This window comes from Pantoea sp. NSTU24, from assembly GCF_050157905.1.
Classification (GTDB): Bacteria; Pseudomonadota; Gammaproteobacteria; order Enterobacterales; family Enterobacteriaceae; genus Pantoea.
The window spans coordinates 93,069-107,586 of sequence record NZ_JBKIWZ010000003.1; the positions used below are offsets into that span (position 1 = coordinate 93,069).

The window sequence follows — 14,518 nt, forward strand, 5'->3', positions numbered from 1 at the left end:
CGCTTTTACTCTTTTATACTGATTGTTACATTTGGTCTTCATTCATCTTGATAAGGATATTCATGTCTTCATCAGAAACTGAAACGCAACACAAGCGAAGCCACATAAATCCACCCGTTTTTTTCACCTCTGCCGCACTGATTTTTATTCTGGTTGCCTTTGCTGCGCTCTTCCCTGAACAGGCTGATGTGCAGCTGGGCGCACTGCAAAACGCCCTGTTTGCCAACGCCAGCTGGTTCTATATTCTGGCCGTCGCGCTGATTTTGCTGACGGTCGCCTATCTGGGGTTCTCCCGCTATGGCGATATCAAGCTCGGCCCGGATCATGCGGAACCCGATTTCAGCTACCACTCCTGGTTTGCCATGCTCTTTTCAGCAGGCATGGGCATCGGACTGATGTTCTTCGGCGTGGCGGAACCCGTGATGCACTACATGGCTCCGCCCACGGGCCAGCCGGAAACGGTAGAGGCCGCCCGGGAAGCCCTGCGCATCACCTTCTTCCACTGGGGCCTGCACGCCTGGGCCATTTATGCCATTGTGGCGCTGATTCTGGCGTTCTTCAGCTACCGGCACGGATTACCGCTGACGCTGCGCTCGGCGCTCTATCCGATTATCGGTGATCGAATCTATGGCTGGATGGGCCATGCTGTTGATATTTTTGCCGTAATTGGTACGGTCCTCGGCGTGGCGACTTCGCTGGGTTACGGCGTGCTGCAGGTCAATGCCGGACTGAATCACCTGTTTGGTCTGCCGGTTAACCAGACCATGCAGGTCATTCTGATTGTCGGCATTACGGCACTGGCAACCCTCTCCGTGGTTTCGGGGCTGGATAAAGGCATCCGCATCCTGTCTGAGATTAACCTGACGCTGGCCGTGCTGCTGCTGATTATGGTGGGCGCACTGGGCCCGACCGTGCTGCTGCTGAAATCCTTTGTCGAGAACACCGGCGGCTATCTCTCCGAGCTGGTCACCAAAACCTTCAACCTCTACGCCTACGAGCCTAAATCGGGTAAGTGGCTTGGCGGCTGGACGCTGTTCTACTGGGGCTGGTGGCTGGCCTGGTCGCCGTTTGTCGGGATGTTTATTGCCCGTGTTTCACGCGGCCGCACCATCCGCGAGTTCGTGACCGGCGTCCTTTTCGTGCCCGCCGGTTTCACGCTGCTCTGGATGACGTTCTTCGGCAACAGCGCAATCTGGCTGATTATGCAGGAGGGGGCCACCGATCTGGCGCAGACGGTGATGAGCGACCAGACTCTGGCGTTGTTCAACTTCCTGGAGCACTTCCCCTTCAGCGCGGTGCTCTCCTTCATCGCCATGGCGATGGTCGTCGTGTTCTTTGTCACCTCCGCCGACTCCGGCGCGATGGTGGTGGATACGCTGGCGGCGGGCGGAAACGACAATACACCGGTCTGGCAGCGCATCTTCTGGGCCGGACTGATGGGTGTCGTCGCGGTCACGCTGCTGCTGGCGGGCGGGATGAAGGCCCTGCAGACCGTGACCATCGCCAGCGCTCTGCCCTTTGCGGTGATTCTGCTGATGTCGATCTATGGCCTGCTGAAGGCGCTGCGCATTGACGCCTGGAAACGTGACAGTAAGCAGATTGCCACCATTGCCCCAACCGCGGCGCGTAATCCGATTCCGTGGCAGCGGCGGTTACGGAATATCGCGTACTTCCCGAAACGTTCACAGGTGAAGCGGTTCATGGCTGAGGTCATCTATCCGGCCATGGAGATGGTAGAGCAGGAGCTGGCAAAGCAGAATACCGTGTCGCATACCTCGAACGATGTCGAAGATCGGGTGCGCTTCGAAGTGGATTTGGGCAATGAGCTTAATTTTGTTTATGAAGTGCGCGCGCGCGCCTATCTGCAACCGGCCTTTGCCCTGGCAGGCATGGCGGGCAGCGATAAAACCGAAGAGCAGAAATATTATCGTGCCGACGTTTATCTCAAAGAGGGCGGTCAGGATTATGATGTGATGGGCTGGAATCAGGAGCAGATCATCAATGATATTCTCGATCAGTATGAGAAGCATCTGCACTTCCTGCACATCGTACGCTGATGCAGCGCTGAGTTGAAAAAGAGGAGCCTGGCTCCTCTTTTTTTATCCTGGCGCGCTTTCTGTGCCCGCGACGGCGGGTCATCTCTCTCCGGTTGCGCATGGCGCTGAGCCCGGTCCCGCCGTCACTCTCAACGGCAGTCGGGCACGGCAGGCTGGCGCAGTCCGCGCTGCGTTCTTCCGGATCTTCTTTTTTAGCCCGCCTGCTGCTGTGTGACATTATTCGACAGGGCGCACGTCCGCGTCTGCCGGGTATGCTGAGCTGAATCGCGAGTCAGCGCGGCACTCCGTGCCAGGGCGACCGGCGAAGCCTGCGTCATGCTGCCTGTGACGGTCAGATCCCCAGGCTGGCGAGCAAATCATCCACATCATCCTGACTGGACGCCTGTTCAGCGGGCGCAGGTGACTGAGGCGGCGCGGCACGTTCGCTGGAGGCCGCAGAAGCGGATTTATCGCGGATGATCTGAATCAGCTGCTGTTCGCACTGATTCAGAACCGCCATCATGCGCTGCACAATCTGTCCGGTCAGATCCTGAAACCCCTGCGCCATCATGATGGCGTGAAGCTGCTGCTGGGTCAGGCCGGTGATACGCGGCACGTCATCCAGCCAGGCCCGCGTGTCCGCCGCCAGCGTCTGCGCCTGGTCGTCGGTAAACGGACGTTCGGCGTTCGCTTCCCAGCGTTGCGTGAGTTGCTCTGCGTGATCGGCCAGCAGCGTCTGCATCGGCTGGGTAATTTCGACGCTGTTAATGACGCCATCTGCGGCTTCCCGCGTCAGCGTGACGACGTAGCCGAGCCGTTCACGCGCGTCCGGGATGCTGCCCGCCACCTCGGCAATGGTTTTATCAAGCCCCAGCTGTTGCAGACTGTCGTGCAGCGTCCGCAGGATAGCGCCAGTCCGCGCGGTGATCTCGCTGATTTGCTGTTGCTCACTGTGGGTATCGGGTAATGGCATGAATGTTATCTCCTGTGTACAAAATGTCGCTACCAGTGGTTATCGGCAGTTCGCCACGGTTTTTGAATCTCCTGAAAATCTTTCATGCCAGAGAGACGAACAACAGTAGAAGGCGTCACAGGCCAGGCATGCCCGAAGCACGCAGGCCTTTGCCCTGAACGGCGCTTCCGTCACCGGCGTGCACCCGTCAGGTCAGTGATGGCGGGGCGGCCAGCGGGCCAGCCCGGTAAAGCGGATAGACAAGCCCTGCCAGAGTCCGTAGCCTTGATAAAAAAGGTTATTGCTCCCTAAAGAGTTCATGATGAAAAGTGATATCAGAGGGTTGGATCTCAATCTTCTCAAAGCCCTGGATGCGCTGCTCGATGAAGGCAGCGTGACGCGCGCCGCCCGGCGTCTCTCGCTGACGCAGCCTGCCGTCAGCGGTATGCTGACCCGTTTACGAGACTATTTTGACGACCCGCTTTTTGTTCGCAGCAGTCACGGTATTGTGCCGACAAGGCGAGCCACCGAGCTGGCGGGGCCGGTAAAAAAAATCCTTACGGATATCGCCGTTCTGGTGAAATCGCCTGACTTTGACCCTGAAACCGCAGAGATGATCTATTCGATTGCCGCCACCGATTATGCTCTCAGCGCGGTGGTCGTTCCCCTGATCGCCCGGCTGAAAAAGCAGGCGCCCCTTATCCGGATTGCCGTAAGGCCCGTTGATGACGAGCGCATGCATCAGCAGTTGTCCCGTGGCGAACTTGACCTGGCACTGGTAACGCCGCAGACCACGCCCGGCGATCTGCATGCAAGAGCGCTTTTTGAGGAGGAGTATGTCTGTGTCGCGGGCCGTCACCATCCTCTGGCTGCCGCTACGGCAAAAATGACGCTTGAACAGTTCTGCGAACAGGAGCACATCCTGGTTTCAACGGAAGGGCGCTTTGCGGGCGTCACCGACGAGGTGCTGGCGCAGCGGGGTCGCGAAAGGCGGGTGGGCGTGTCGGTAAACAGTTTTCTGGTCGTTCCCGATATTTTGCGCGTGACGGAGATGATGGCGGTAGTACCCGGCCGTCTGGTGCCGATGGACAGCAACCTGGCTGTGATCCCTCTGCCTGTTGCGATTCCGGGTTTTACCAAAAGCATGGCGTGGCATGAACGCACCCATCGCGATCCGGCACATCAATGGATCCGCGCCCTGTGCCTTGAAACAGTCCGTAATCCCCTTCCTGATATAAGTTAACTTATAGAGTTAATCACTAATCGCGATTCGTTTTATTACGCTGGCGGCGGAATAATGGCGGCTGTCGCGTCAGATAGCCTTTACTGATGGCACTGACGCTGCAGAAGATAACCACCGCTGGAGAAAACGATGAATGCGATTTACTGGCCGGAAGGCTATGCGCCTGGCTTCACCGATAACTTTGTATCAAATGAAATCATTATCGCGGGGCTGGCGGTTGAAACGTTCTGGCCTTTACTGAGTCAGCCCTTTCTGTGGCCGGACTACTATAAAAACGCCGCCGATGTCCGCTTTTATGACAGTAAAGGTCCGGAGCTGGAGGACGGGGTGCGTTTCTTTTTCAGCACCTTTGGGTTTCCGGTTGAGGCACAGGTGATGGAATGTGTGCCGCCCTCAGGGGGGCAGCCTGCGCGCCTGGCATGGCACGGCTGGTCCGGTGAAGAGAACACGCCTGAGCGTCTGGATCTGCATCATGCCTGGCTGCTGGAGGAGCTTCCCGGCAACCGGGTTCGTATCCTGACGCAGGAAACGCAGAAGGGCGCGCCGGCAAAGGCGCTGGCCATCACCCGCCCGAATCCCATGCTGAATGGCCATCAGGAATGGCTCGACGGACTGACTGAAGCGGCAATGAAAAAATGACCGCTTTCCGGAGACGGTGTTAACCGGGGCGACGGGCCGTTCAGCGTGCCAGTATGCTGGCACGTTTTTATGAGATTAAAACACCGGCAGCAGATGAAACTCGCTGAGCGTCCACGAGAGGATATTCAACACCGCAAAGGTCATGATAATGCCCAGCTGCAACGGATCCCACTTGCTGCTCTGATAGCCTGAAGCGGGGCGCGCCTTCATCTTCAGATGAAGCATTCCCGGAATAATGACGGCCCAGAGCGTCGCGAGCAGTCCTGCATAGCCGATGGCGGTGACGAATCCATCGGGGTAAAGCAGCGACAGACTCAACGGCGGCAGGAAGGTGATTGCCGTGGCTTTAAGGCGGCCCAGCCGGGTGGTGGGGATGCTGAAGCGATCGCTGATGTAGTCCACCAGGCCGGCGGTCACCCCCACGAAGGAGCAGATAACCGCAAAATGTGAAAACACAGAGAAGAGCAGCGAGAGCCGGGTGGTCACCCCGTCGGGATTAAACGCCCGCATCAGGGCGGCAATGTCGCCGCCCTCTCTGGCGATCTCCGGGAACGCGGAACGGGGCAGGTTACCCATAGTGCAGAGGATCCAGAACAGATAGATAACCAGCGCCATTGCCGTGCCGGTGCACAGACACTGTTTTACCCGGCGGGCATCGCCATCGTAATAGGCGATCAGGCCGGTGATATTGCCGTGATAGCCGAACGAGGCGAGGCAAAAGGGCACGATACCGAGCATATAGGGCCAGTAGGTTCCCGCCGGGTTATCGCTATCCAAGAGGTAATCGCTGTTTACCGTCGTCAGTAACCCGCCAAACAACGCCAGCAGCAGCACAATTTTGGCAATGAGCAGAACAGACATGATCCGGCCTATGCTACTGGTTCCCAGCCAGACGATAGCGGCAACCGTTACACCCAGAATGATTTTCGCGTCTGAGGATGAAACGTTGAGGCCAGTCAGGGCGCTCAGTGAATGCTCGTAAACCGGCCCGGTTGCGGAAATATAGGCATAAGTCAGAATGCCCAGCACGAACATCAGGCTCAGGCCATTGATTTCCGCCCAGCCGCGGCCTGACAGGTCACGGACGATTTTGTCATAGCCGGTTTCCAGCGGGTAGTGCTGGCTGACGCGCTGAAACAGCAGGCCGCTGATTAACATACTGATCCAGCTAAAGGCCAGTATCAGCAACGACCAGCCAAACCAGGCTCCTGCCATCACAACCGGCAGAATAAACATGCCTGCACCAACCACTGTGCCGCAAATGATGGTCGCTCCCCAGAATACCGAAGGGGAACGCCCTGAAATTGCACTCTCTGACATGTGGGTTTCCTGAAGCGTCAAATTGAGCGCAGAAGAATAGCGTCATTCGCAGGGTTCTGGCTATTCAACCTGCGATCTTCTTCCGGTTATCTGTTCAGAAACAGCTCAACCGCGCCGTTCACAGGTCAGTGTGCGGGAGATCATGTTACTCAGTGTCTATAAGCTACCCGGAACACCAGACGGGTGCGGGAGGAATGTCTCGTGCAGGTGGCGCCAGAGAAGTCCGCCCTCTTTTTTTACTTCGAACACCACCGTTGAGAAGCGCAGTGTCGGAGGCTGGCCCGGCAGCTGCTGTAATTCTTTATAGACAACCGTTGCGCCATTTTCGCCCTCAGCAATTATTCTCATATCGCTGATTTCAATCTCCAGACCGGCGCGGACGCCGCGCTGGGTAAGGAAGAATGAGGTTAAGGTCGTGATGTCCAGCAGACCGCCGCCGGGCGTCACCATGGAAAAGGCGGGGCTGAAACGCGCCAGAAGCTGGTCGCAGATTTCATCCTTTGCCGCTGTATTGCCCAGCCATGCCCTGATTAAGTCATGGGCATCCAGGATTTCCTGAAAATAGCGATTCATTGCGACTCCCTGTTAAGTATGAGTATTACTCTGTGATTGGTGATGCGCAGGGCGAACAGCAGCGGGATTATCGCGCTGCAGGCCGCGATCGCGAAGCAGAGATGATAAGCGTGTTGCGGGACCATCCCCGCGTTCGCCAGAAGATTGAACAGCAGGCTGACCAGCGTGACGCCGAAACAGAAACTGAGCTGGCGATTGATGTTCCACAGGGCGCTGGCATCGGCCAGATCGCGGTCGGCGATCTGTATAAACGCCGCACTCTGTGCTGTGCTGCTGCACAGGCTGCCACCGAACCCCATCAACGCAAAAGCCAGCAGGAAGATGAGGGTGTCCGCTGCCTGTCCCGTCAGTGCCAGCAGGCCCATCCCCGCCGCCTGTGCCAGACATCCGGCGATCAACAGCGGACGCGGCCCCCAGCGGTTAAACTTCCTGCCCGTCAGGCTGATAGCGGCAAAAGAGGCCAGAGACCACGGCAGCATCAGCGTACCCGCGACACTGGCGGGCATGCTCAGTTGATTCTGCAGATAGAGCATGGTGATGACACTCACACCAGTGAACACGCCAGGGATGAACTGATAGATCAGCATCGCGGTGTGGAATAGCGGGTCCTTCACCAGTTGCAGGTTAAGCAGAGGACGGCGCTTCCTGCGCGCGTTTCTGACATAGCTGTTCAGCACGACCAGACCGGCCAGCAGCATTAATGCGCCTTCACCATACCGCGCCGCCTCACCCAGCGCGGTCAGCCCGAAAAGAATCAGCGTGAGCGCGGCACTTCCGCTGACGAGCCCTGTGAGGTCCAGCGAATCAGCTTTCGCCGCCGGGCGATCCGCTTTCAGCCACCATGCCGCCAGCACAAAGGCTGCCCCCGCAAGGGGCAGGCTGACAAGAAAGACTCCACGCCAGCTAAGCTGCTCGACCACCAGCCCACCCAGAGCGGGTGAGAGTGCCGGTGCCAGCAGGGCAACCAGCATCACCACCGATGAGAGCCTGGCGCGTTCATGGTTCTGGTAAAGGGCATAGGTTAGCGTCTGACCAACAGGGATCAGGAGTCCGCCGCCGATCCCCTGGAGCCAGCGCCAGGCGATAAGCTGTGAAATTGATGCAGCAGCACTTACCCCGCAGGTACTCACAATAAAAATGAGCAGTGAGAGCATAATAAGCCGCCGGGCACCCAGGCGGCTGGCCAGCCAGCGGCTCAGAGGCATCACCAGGGTCAGCCCCAGAATGTAGCCGTTGCTGATCCACGCCAGCTGGCTGACCGGGGCATCAAAGTGTCGGCCAATCTCCGGATAAGCCACGCTGGCGATAAACATGTTTACCAAATCAATGAAAAATCCCAGCAGATAAACGCTGGCGACACGGACGCGATAGGTCATTTTTATTCCGGTGACAGGGCATGTGGCGTGCAGTATAGGCGTGAGGGCGATCGGGATAAATTCGCTTCCGGTTGTTACACTGTCAAAATTATTTTGACAATCAGTCCCCGGGAAGGAGCGGATGATGATCAATATGCAACGGCTGGGAATATTTGTCGCAGTGGCCGAAGCGGGCAGTTTTACCGGTGCGGCGCAGACGCTGGGGCTGACCAAAGCGGTGGTCAGTTTTAACGTCAGGCAGCTTGAGCAGGAACTGGGTGTTTCACTGCTTATCAGGAGTACCCGCCGTGTTTCAACCACTGATACCGGCGAACGGTTTTATCATCGCTGCCTTCAGCTGCTGCAGGAGGCGGAAAGCGTGCTGGAGGATGTGCGTGGCGATCACGCAGGATTAAGCGGACTGCTCAGGATCACAACGACGCCGGAGTATGGTGCCCGCGTGGTTGTTCCGGCGCTGGCCGCCTTTGCCGCAATCCATCCGCAGTTGCGCATCCAGCATGTTTCTTCATCACAGAATGACGATCTGATTGCTGGTCGCTTTGATGTTGCGATCCGGCTCGGTCAGCTGGCCGATTCAAATCATCACGCCCGCCTTATCGGGCAGTTTGCGATTCTGGCGGTGGCGGCCCCGGTTTACCTCAACACGCTGGAAGGGGCTGCTATAAGGAATCTGACACAACTCGCATCGGCAAACTGGATTGCGCACAGCCGCTTAGCATCGCCGCTTAACTGGCAGGTGATTACGCCTGGCGGAGAAAGTGTGCTTTTCAGTGCCCGCCACCCCGCCATGATTACGGCAGACAGTGCCTCCTCGCTGCTGGCTTTTGCTTTAGCGGGGGCGGGCGTGGCTGTTCTGCCCGCCTGGCTGGTGCAGGAGGAGATAGAAAACGGCAGGCTGACGCATGTGCTGCCCGATCATCGCTTTCCGCGTCAGGGAATCTACGCGCTCTATCCCAATACCCGCCATGTGCCGGAGAAGGTGCGCACCTTCATCGATTTTCTGAGCAACCGTTCAGGCGCAGCAGACAGGGCCTGATCAGGCGGCGGCGAACCGCGCGGCCTGTGGGTATTAAAGGGCCGCCTGAATCGCCGTTTCCATCTTTTCCGGCGTGGTAACTGGCGCGAAGCGTCTGAGTGGCTGACCATCGCGACCGATCAAAAACTTCGTAAAGTTCCACTTAATCCGGCCGCCCAGCACGCCAGGTAACGCCGTTTTCAGATAGCGAAATAACGGATGCGCTGACGCGCCATTGACCTCAACTTTGGCGAACATCGGAAAGCTGACCCCGTAATTGATGTGGCAGGTCTGCGCGATCTCGTCGACCCCTCCAGGCTCCTGCTTACCAAACTGATTGCAGGGAAACCCCAGGATCACCAGACCCTGGTCGGCATATTTCTTATAGAGGGTTTCAAGGCCCGCATACTGTGGCGTGAATCCACATTTGCTGGCGGTGTTCACCACCAGCACCAGCTTATCCGCATAGTCGGCCATCGTGACAGGCTGGCCATCCAGGCGGGTGGCGGTGAATTGATAAAAGGGCGACATACCATCATCCTCAGAGCAGAATCCGTTTTACGTCAACCTTAACACAGTGAGCGCAACTGCTGTTCAGCTGAACGCCTCTGCTGGCGCAGCTTTCCTGCGGCCGGGTATCCGGGCGGAAAGGGGTTCTCTCCGCCCGAATCAACGCGGCCAAAGGCACCGGTTCAGGGGGATTAGCCGTTGTCGCGGAAGCCGGGATAGAGGCTCATTCCGCCATCAATAAACAGCGTGGTGCCATGTACGTAGTCTGACAGGTCACTGGCCAGCCACACGACCGCATTGGCGACATCTTCCGCTTCGCCGATGCGACCATAGGGGATCAGTTTCAGCAGTGCTTTGCCTGCCTCGCCCTGGGTAGTCTCTTCGTTAATCGCAGTAGCGATTGCGCCCGGTGCGATGCCATTAACGCGGATACGCAGTTCACCCACCTCCTGCGCCAGGGTCTGCATCAGCAGATCCACCCCGCCTTTAGAGGCGGCATAGTTGACGTGGCCCGCCCATGGAATGCGCTGATGGACTGAGCTCATGTGAATGATTTTGCCTGCCGCGCGGCTGATCTGCGTGTCGTGGTTCTGTTTGCGAAACTGACGCAGCGCGGCGCGTGCGCAGAGAAACTGGCCGGTCAGATTCACGTCAATGACGGTGTTCCAGTCTTCCAGTGACATCTCAATGGAGGGCGCGTCTTTCTGAAGGCCGGAGTTGGCGACCAGAATATCCAGCCTGCCGAATTCCGCGATGGTCTGGCTGAAAAGGGCGTCGACGTCCGCCTCTTTCGACACGTCGCCCTGCACGGCGATGGCCTGGCCTCCCGCCGCACGGATTTTTTCAACCAGTTCCCGAGCCGGTTCTTCCTGACTGTGGTAGTTCACCACCACACTGGCTCCTGCCCTGGCGAGTCCTTCTGCACAGGCATAGCCGAGGCCAGAGCTGGCGCCAGTGACCAGTGCAACCTGGTTTTCGAGTGATAAGATCATGAGGCTTCCTTTATTAGCAGATGATGCGCGTCATTTACCCGGCAGGCATTGTCCAGGGACGGAACGTTGATGCTTCGCTGACACAATGTTCAGTCCCCCTGGCGCTGGATGAAGCGCGCCCCGGGGCTGAGTCACTGAATTATAGATGCGAAGTCGGCGGTTAGCCGTCATCCGTGCGTTGAGGTGACTCATCGCGCGACAGTAAGCGGCAGAAAGGCGCGACGGATATAAAGCCCGGGCGGGCAGCAATCAGAGAATGCAGTCTGAGAGACAAGGTCGCTTGCGCACCCGTAATCCCCTCGTATTGTGAAAAGCTCAGGAGCAGTCCGGCTGCACAAGGGCTCTTTCTGGCATAATAATCCGGGGAATAACTGTTCTGCCTTGCAAGTCATACGGCCTTAATTCAATGCGAAAAAGCCCGGGGCGTTAATATGGTGCTGACTTTTTTCCATGCGGCTAAATTGTGACAGGGTCAGCTCCGCTTCCTTACCCGATCCGGGCGTTTCACGGTAAGGGCTTAACGTGAATATCCCGCCCTGCCTGACGCCACATGCTAATCAGCTTGTTCCTGGGATGAGGATAGCAGTTCTGCAGAAAGTCCACCTCATCTAACCGGCTGATGTCAAAATGACGAAAATCATTCCGGAGCTCGCGCCAGGCTGCAAGAATAATTTCACCGGAGAAGTAGCCTATCGCAAAAGGCCAGATCACTCTTTTGCTCACGTGGCCCGAATGATCGGTATAAACCGCCCGGACTTTTAATCGTTGTCTTATAGCGCGTCGGATCAGGGGCGGAGCGGGCATTACCTTGCTGAAAGGTTCTGCTTTTCCTACCAGCAATGTCGAATTTCCGAAGAGTGTCTGTAATTCGGCGGGCAGACCCTGGCTGACCTTGCCTTTTACTTCGGAGGCAGCTTTCGCAATCCCGGCGTCACCAAACATCTGCACCCAGCGTAAGCCCAGCGCCAGAGCGTCTAACTGCTCCGGAGTGTACATCCGGGGAGGTAAAAGATAGCCTCGCGAAAGAACAAATCCGGTTCCTGCTTCACCCTGTATGTCAGCGCCCTGCCTCCGCAGGGCCGCGATGTCACGGTAAAGGGTGCGCAGGCTGACCGAAAGTTCCGCAGCTAGTTGGTGCCCGCTTATTGGGTAGCGATGCTGATAAAGAATTTCCATCAGCGTGAGTAAGCGCCCGGCTCGCTGAGGTCCTGATGCTGACATGTTTTGTCACTGCTCCCTGCCATAGTGTTCTCTCACCCATTTGAATGAGACATGCACAGAATGATACCGAATCTCTAGATACTGTACGTGGCAAATCCACTCGCCAGCAGTGAGTTTTATCAGCGCCTGTTCGATAAGGCGCCTGACATTGTACTTCCAACATGGGCGGCGTTTTCTTTCAACAACGGTCTTAATCTCGGATTATGGTCGACGTCCGCCGCAGATTTTATCTCCTGTGGACAAGGTAGCCGCACTGAACTGAGTTTTATGGTTGAGGATGCGCAGACCGTAGAGGCGTTATACCAGCGATGGACAGGTGCAGGCGTCAGGATGGAGCAGCAACCCGGCCAGGCTGTTTTCGGGTTAACTTTTGTCGCGCTCGACCCTGACGGGCACCGCATTCGTGTCTGCATACCGGACTAATGAGAGTCTGTCGCCTTCGCGCAGAACATTATGATGCGAAGGCGGTATCATCGCTGGCGCCAGCACCCGCTTATTGATTCTGTAAAAGAGTCTCAGTCAACGTGGATCGTTACCGGCGTTTTAAGCCCGGTTGATTCCGCACCCGATGAAGCGGAATCAACAACGTTTAGGGCAATCAGTAATGAACCAGTCCGCCATCGACGGCGTACTGATTACCAGTAACAAATGATGCCTCGTCTGAAAGAAGAAAAAGCGCCACAGTCGCGGCCTCTTCAGCCGTTCCGACCCGGCCGGGAGAAACCTGATTAACAACAAATTCCTCTTGCCCGCTGTACAGCACAGGTTCACACCCAATGTGAAACGTTCCGGGACGTGATCGCGAGAGGAAACCGGCTCATCAGGTCGCGGACTCCATCGTACAGGCCTTTGTTACGATTCTGCACTTTTCAGGCAGGCGTTGCGCGGATCCGCCTGCCATCCTGACTGCGCCGACGTCTGTGGCCTTTCCCTCTGAATCTGTTATCCGCACATAGCGGCACTGATATGCGATCTCACCTCAGAAACGAGCATGGGGTACGGCTGTCCCGCATCACTCCTTTACGGTCACACTGCTCTCTGTAACAACACGCCTGTCACATAAAATAAAACGGAGGTGTACTTTTTTGTGACAACTGACACAACCTGATTACATCGTCCGGCGGGGAAGCAGTTTTATCGTGATAATGGTTTTACTAAGTACATTGATGTTTTACAGAGTACAACAAGGCGTCCGGCGTTATACGTGCAGGGCGATGATAAAATTGTGAGGATCATCATGTCTGAAAAACAGCACATCACGACATTCTCTGCCGATATTGAGCAGCAGACCGTTAAAAAGGTGGTCTGGCGCATTTTGCCTTTTCTGATCGTCTGCTATCTGATTGCCATTATCGACCGCGGTAATATCGGCATGGCGTCACTGCAGATGAACGAAGATCTGGGCCTGTCTAAAGCGGTATTTGGCCTGGCGAGTAGCCTGTTTTTTGTCGGTTACTTTCTGTTTGAAGTGCCCAGCAACCTGGCCATGCAGAAGATCGGGGCAAAAATCTGGATCTCCCGCATTATGGTGTCGTGGGGCATCATCTCGGTCTGTACGGCCTTCGTGGAAAGCGCGAATACTCTCTATGTACTGCGCTTTTTACTGGGTGCGGCAGAGGCCGGATTCTTCCCAGGCGTAATTCTTTATCTGACCTACTGGATCCCCGGCAAATATCGTGCGCGTGTGATTGCCACCTTTATGGTCGCGATTCCGGCGGCAAACTTTATCGGCTCGCCGATTTCGGGTCTGATTCTGTCACTCGATGGCTGGTATGGCCTGCGCGGCTGGCACTGGTTGTTTATTCTGGAAGGGTTCCCGGCCGTGATTCTGGGCATTGCCGCCTTCTTCTTACTCAGCAATCGTCCCTCTAACGCCAGCTGGCTGAACGACGAGCAGAAAGCCTGGCTGAACGCGACGCTGGACGCTGAAAATGCGAAGAAAAAAGCGATTGGCCATATCTCACTGTGGCAGCTGCTGCGTCACAAACATATCTGGCTGATGGCGCTGATTTACGCGGGTGCGTCTGCGGCAGGGTCAACGCTGAGCGTCTGGTCACCGCAGCTGCTTAAATCCTATGGTCTGGATAACCTCACCACCGGATTAATGAATGCGATTCCTTATGGTCTGGCGTCAATTCTGATGATTGTCTGGGGCAGAAGTTCTGACCGCAGCGGTGAGCGTCGCTGGCATACCGCGTTAACCCTGTTCCTGATCGCAGGTGGTCTGCTGTCGGCCTTTATCACCAACAGCCTGACCGGCAGCGTCGTGATCCTGTCGCTGGTTCTGATTGGCGCTTATTCCATGAAAGGGCCGTTCTGGGCACTGGCATCTGGCTGGATGTCATCAACCACGGCGGCGGCAGGGCTGGCTGCGATTGGAGCAATGGCAAACCTGATCGGCGGCGGATTGATGGTTAACGTCTACGGCATCATCAATCAGGCGACCGGCAGCCATACGCTGGCGATGATGCCGCTGGCCGTTCTCTGTGCCATCGGTGGTATCGCGGTGCTGATTATGGGCCGAAAAAAAGAGCTGACCATTAATGTTGAAAATGGCGCTTCGCCGGTAAGTAAGTAACCTCACGCCCGGCAGACGCTTTTCAGTGCGTCTGCCGGGGCAATCTGACACGCAGCCCGCCAC

At 56.7% G+C, this 14,518-nt stretch carries 13 protein-coding genes and 1 pseudogene; 6 read left to right on the forward strand and 8 right to left on the reverse strand.

Annotated features, from left to right (window positions below):
- Window positions 1-62 precede the first annotated feature (62 nt).
- The gene (locus ACLHDD_RS19055; RefSeq protein ID WP_427105402.1) at window positions 63-2,057 is read left to right on the forward strand and encodes a BCCT family transporter; all 1,995 of its coding nucleotides are present in this window, start codon (window positions 63-65) and stop codon (window positions 2,055-2,057) included.
- Between the two features lie 331 nt (window positions 2,058-2,388).
- On the opposite strand, the gene ACLHDD_RS19060 is transcribed toward ACLHDD_RS19055, so the two are convergent.
- Window positions 2,389-3,009 (reverse strand): protein phosphatase CheZ, encoded by a 621-nt coding sequence (locus tag ACLHDD_RS19060; protein ID WP_427105403.1) that lies wholly within the window; start codon window positions 3,007-3,009, stop codon window positions 2,389-2,391.
- A 301-nt stretch (window positions 3,010-3,310) separates the two neighbouring features.
- Between ACLHDD_RS19060 and ACLHDD_RS19065 the strand changes: the two genes are divergently transcribed.
- Window positions 3,311-4,231 (forward strand): LysR family transcriptional regulator, encoded by a 921-nt coding sequence (locus ACLHDD_RS19065; RefSeq protein WP_427105651.1) that lies wholly within the window; start codon window positions 3,311-3,313, stop codon window positions 4,229-4,231.
- Between the two features lie 129 nt (window positions 4,232-4,360).
- The gene (locus ACLHDD_RS19070; protein WP_427105404.1) at window positions 4,361-4,870 is read left to right on the forward strand and encodes an SRPBCC domain-containing protein; all 510 of its coding nucleotides are present in this window, start codon (window positions 4,361-4,363) and stop codon (window positions 4,868-4,870) included.
- Between the two features lie 75 nt (window positions 4,871-4,945).
- On the opposite strand, the gene ACLHDD_RS19075 is transcribed toward ACLHDD_RS19070, so the two are convergent.
- From ACLHDD_RS19075 to ACLHDD_RS19085, 3 genes are all read right to left on the reverse strand, one after another.
- Window positions 4,946-6,190 (reverse strand): aromatic amino acid transporter, encoded by a 1,245-nt coding sequence (locus tag ACLHDD_RS19075; RefSeq protein ID WP_427105405.1) that lies wholly within the window; start codon window positions 6,188-6,190, stop codon window positions 4,946-4,948.
- Window positions 6,191-6,346: 156 nt separating this feature from the next.
- Entirely contained in the window at window positions 6,347-6,763 is a 417-nt protein-coding gene (locus ACLHDD_RS19080; protein WP_427105406.1) for a DUF4440 domain-containing protein, read from the reverse strand.
- On the reverse strand, window positions 6,760-8,139 hold the full coding sequence (locus ACLHDD_RS19085) for an MFS transporter (protein WP_427105407.1): 1,380 nt from the start codon (window positions 8,137-8,139) through the stop codon (window positions 6,760-6,762). The genes ACLHDD_RS19080 and ACLHDD_RS19085 overlap by 4 nt, the downstream gene beginning before the upstream one ends.
- A 124-nt stretch (window positions 8,140-8,263) precedes the next feature.
- Here ACLHDD_RS19085 and ACLHDD_RS19090 point away from each other — a divergent pair, with 124 nt between their 5' ends.
- A complete protein-coding gene (locus ACLHDD_RS19090) occupies window positions 8,264-9,175 on the forward strand; it encodes a LysR substrate-binding domain-containing protein (RefSeq protein ID WP_427105408.1) in 912 nt (303 codons plus the stop codon).
- Between the two features lie 33 nt (window positions 9,176-9,208).
- Here the strand turns inward: ACLHDD_RS19090 and ACLHDD_RS19095 are convergent, their stop codons facing one another.
- The 3 genes from ACLHDD_RS19095 to ACLHDD_RS19105 form a co-directional block, all read right to left on the reverse strand.
- Window positions 9,209-9,685: a glutathione peroxidase gene (locus ACLHDD_RS19095; protein WP_427105409.1), complete on the reverse strand. Its 477-nt coding sequence runs from the start codon at window positions 9,683-9,685 to the stop codon at window positions 9,209-9,211.
- Between the two features lie 170 nt (window positions 9,686-9,855).
- Window positions 9,856-10,656, reverse strand: coding sequence for an SDR family oxidoreductase (locus tag ACLHDD_RS19100; RefSeq protein WP_427105410.1), 801 nt, complete (start codon window positions 10,654-10,656; stop codon window positions 9,856-9,858).
- Window positions 10,657-11,160: 504 nt separating this feature from the next.
- A complete protein-coding gene (locus ACLHDD_RS19105; RefSeq protein WP_427105411.1) occupies window positions 11,161-11,877 on the reverse strand; it encodes a helix-turn-helix transcriptional regulator in 717 nt (238 codons plus the stop codon).
- An 87-nt stretch (window positions 11,878-11,964) separates the two neighbouring features.
- On the opposite strand from ACLHDD_RS19105, the gene ACLHDD_RS19110 reads away from it, so the two are divergent.
- Window positions 11,965-12,300, forward strand: coding sequence for a VOC family protein (locus ACLHDD_RS19110; RefSeq protein WP_427105412.1), 336 nt, complete (start codon window positions 11,965-11,967; stop codon window positions 12,298-12,300).
- A gap of 175 nt (window positions 12,301-12,475) precedes the next feature.
- On the opposite strand, the pseudogene ACLHDD_RS19115 reads toward ACLHDD_RS19110, so the two are convergent.
- Window positions 12,476-12,622: pseudogene (locus tag ACLHDD_RS19115) on the reverse strand (SDR family oxidoreductase); the annotation flags it as partial.
- A gap of 492 nt (window positions 12,623-13,114) precedes the next feature.
- Between ACLHDD_RS19115 and ACLHDD_RS19120 the strand changes: the two are divergent.
- The gene (locus ACLHDD_RS19120) at window positions 13,115-14,455 is read left to right on the forward strand and encodes an MFS transporter (RefSeq protein WP_427105413.1); all 1,341 of its coding nucleotides are present in this window, start codon (window positions 13,115-13,117) and stop codon (window positions 14,453-14,455) included.
- Window positions 14,456-14,518 lie beyond the last annotated feature (63 nt).

What these genes read in the sequence shown, in the direction of transcription:
- ACLHDD_RS19075 (WP_427105405.1), bottom strand. Translation starts at nt 6,190, where the DNA reads ATGTCAGAGAGTGCAATTTCAGGGCGTTCCCCTTCGGTATTCTGGGGA.
- ACLHDD_RS19070 (WP_427105404.1), top strand. Translation starts at nt 4,361, where the DNA reads ATGAATGCGATTTACTGGCCGGAAGGCTATGCGCCTGGCTTCACCGAT.
- ACLHDD_RS19095 (WP_427105409.1), bottom strand. Translation starts at nt 9,685, where the DNA reads ATGTCGCCCTTTTATCAATTCACCGCCACCCGCCTGGATGGCCAGCCT.
- ACLHDD_RS19055 (WP_427105402.1), top strand. Translation starts at nt 63, where the DNA reads ATGTCTTCATCAGAAACTGAAACGCAACACAAGCGAAGCCACATAAAT.
- ACLHDD_RS19090 (WP_427105408.1), top strand. Translation starts at nt 8,264, where the DNA reads ATGATCAATATGCAACGGCTGGGAATATTTGTCGCAGTGGCCGAAGCG.
- ACLHDD_RS19060 (WP_427105403.1), bottom strand. Translation starts at nt 3,009, where the DNA reads ATGCCATTACCCGATACCCACAGTGAGCAACAGCAAATCAGCGAGATC.
- ACLHDD_RS19120 (WP_427105413.1), top strand. Translation starts at nt 13,115, where the DNA reads ATGTCTGAAAAACAGCACATCACGACATTCTCTGCCGATATTGAGCAG.
- ACLHDD_RS19080 (WP_427105406.1), bottom strand. Translation starts at nt 6,763, where the DNA reads ATGAATCGCTATTTTCAGGAAATCCTGGATGCCCATGACTTAATCAGG.
- ACLHDD_RS19100 (WP_427105410.1), bottom strand. Translation starts at nt 10,656, where the DNA reads ATGATCTTATCACTCGAAAACCAGGTTGCACTGGTCACTGGCGCCAGC.
- ACLHDD_RS19105 (WP_427105411.1), bottom strand. Translation starts at nt 11,877, where the DNA reads ATGTCAGCATCAGGACCTCAGCGAGCCGGGCGCTTACTCACGCTGATG.
- ACLHDD_RS19085 (WP_427105407.1), bottom strand. Translation starts at nt 8,139, where the DNA reads ATGACCTATCGCGTCCGTGTCGCCAGCGTTTATCTGCTGGGATTTTTC.
- ACLHDD_RS19065 (WP_427105651.1), top strand. Translation starts at nt 3,311, where the DNA reads ATGAAAAGTGATATCAGAGGGTTGGATCTCAATCTTCTCAAAGCCCTG.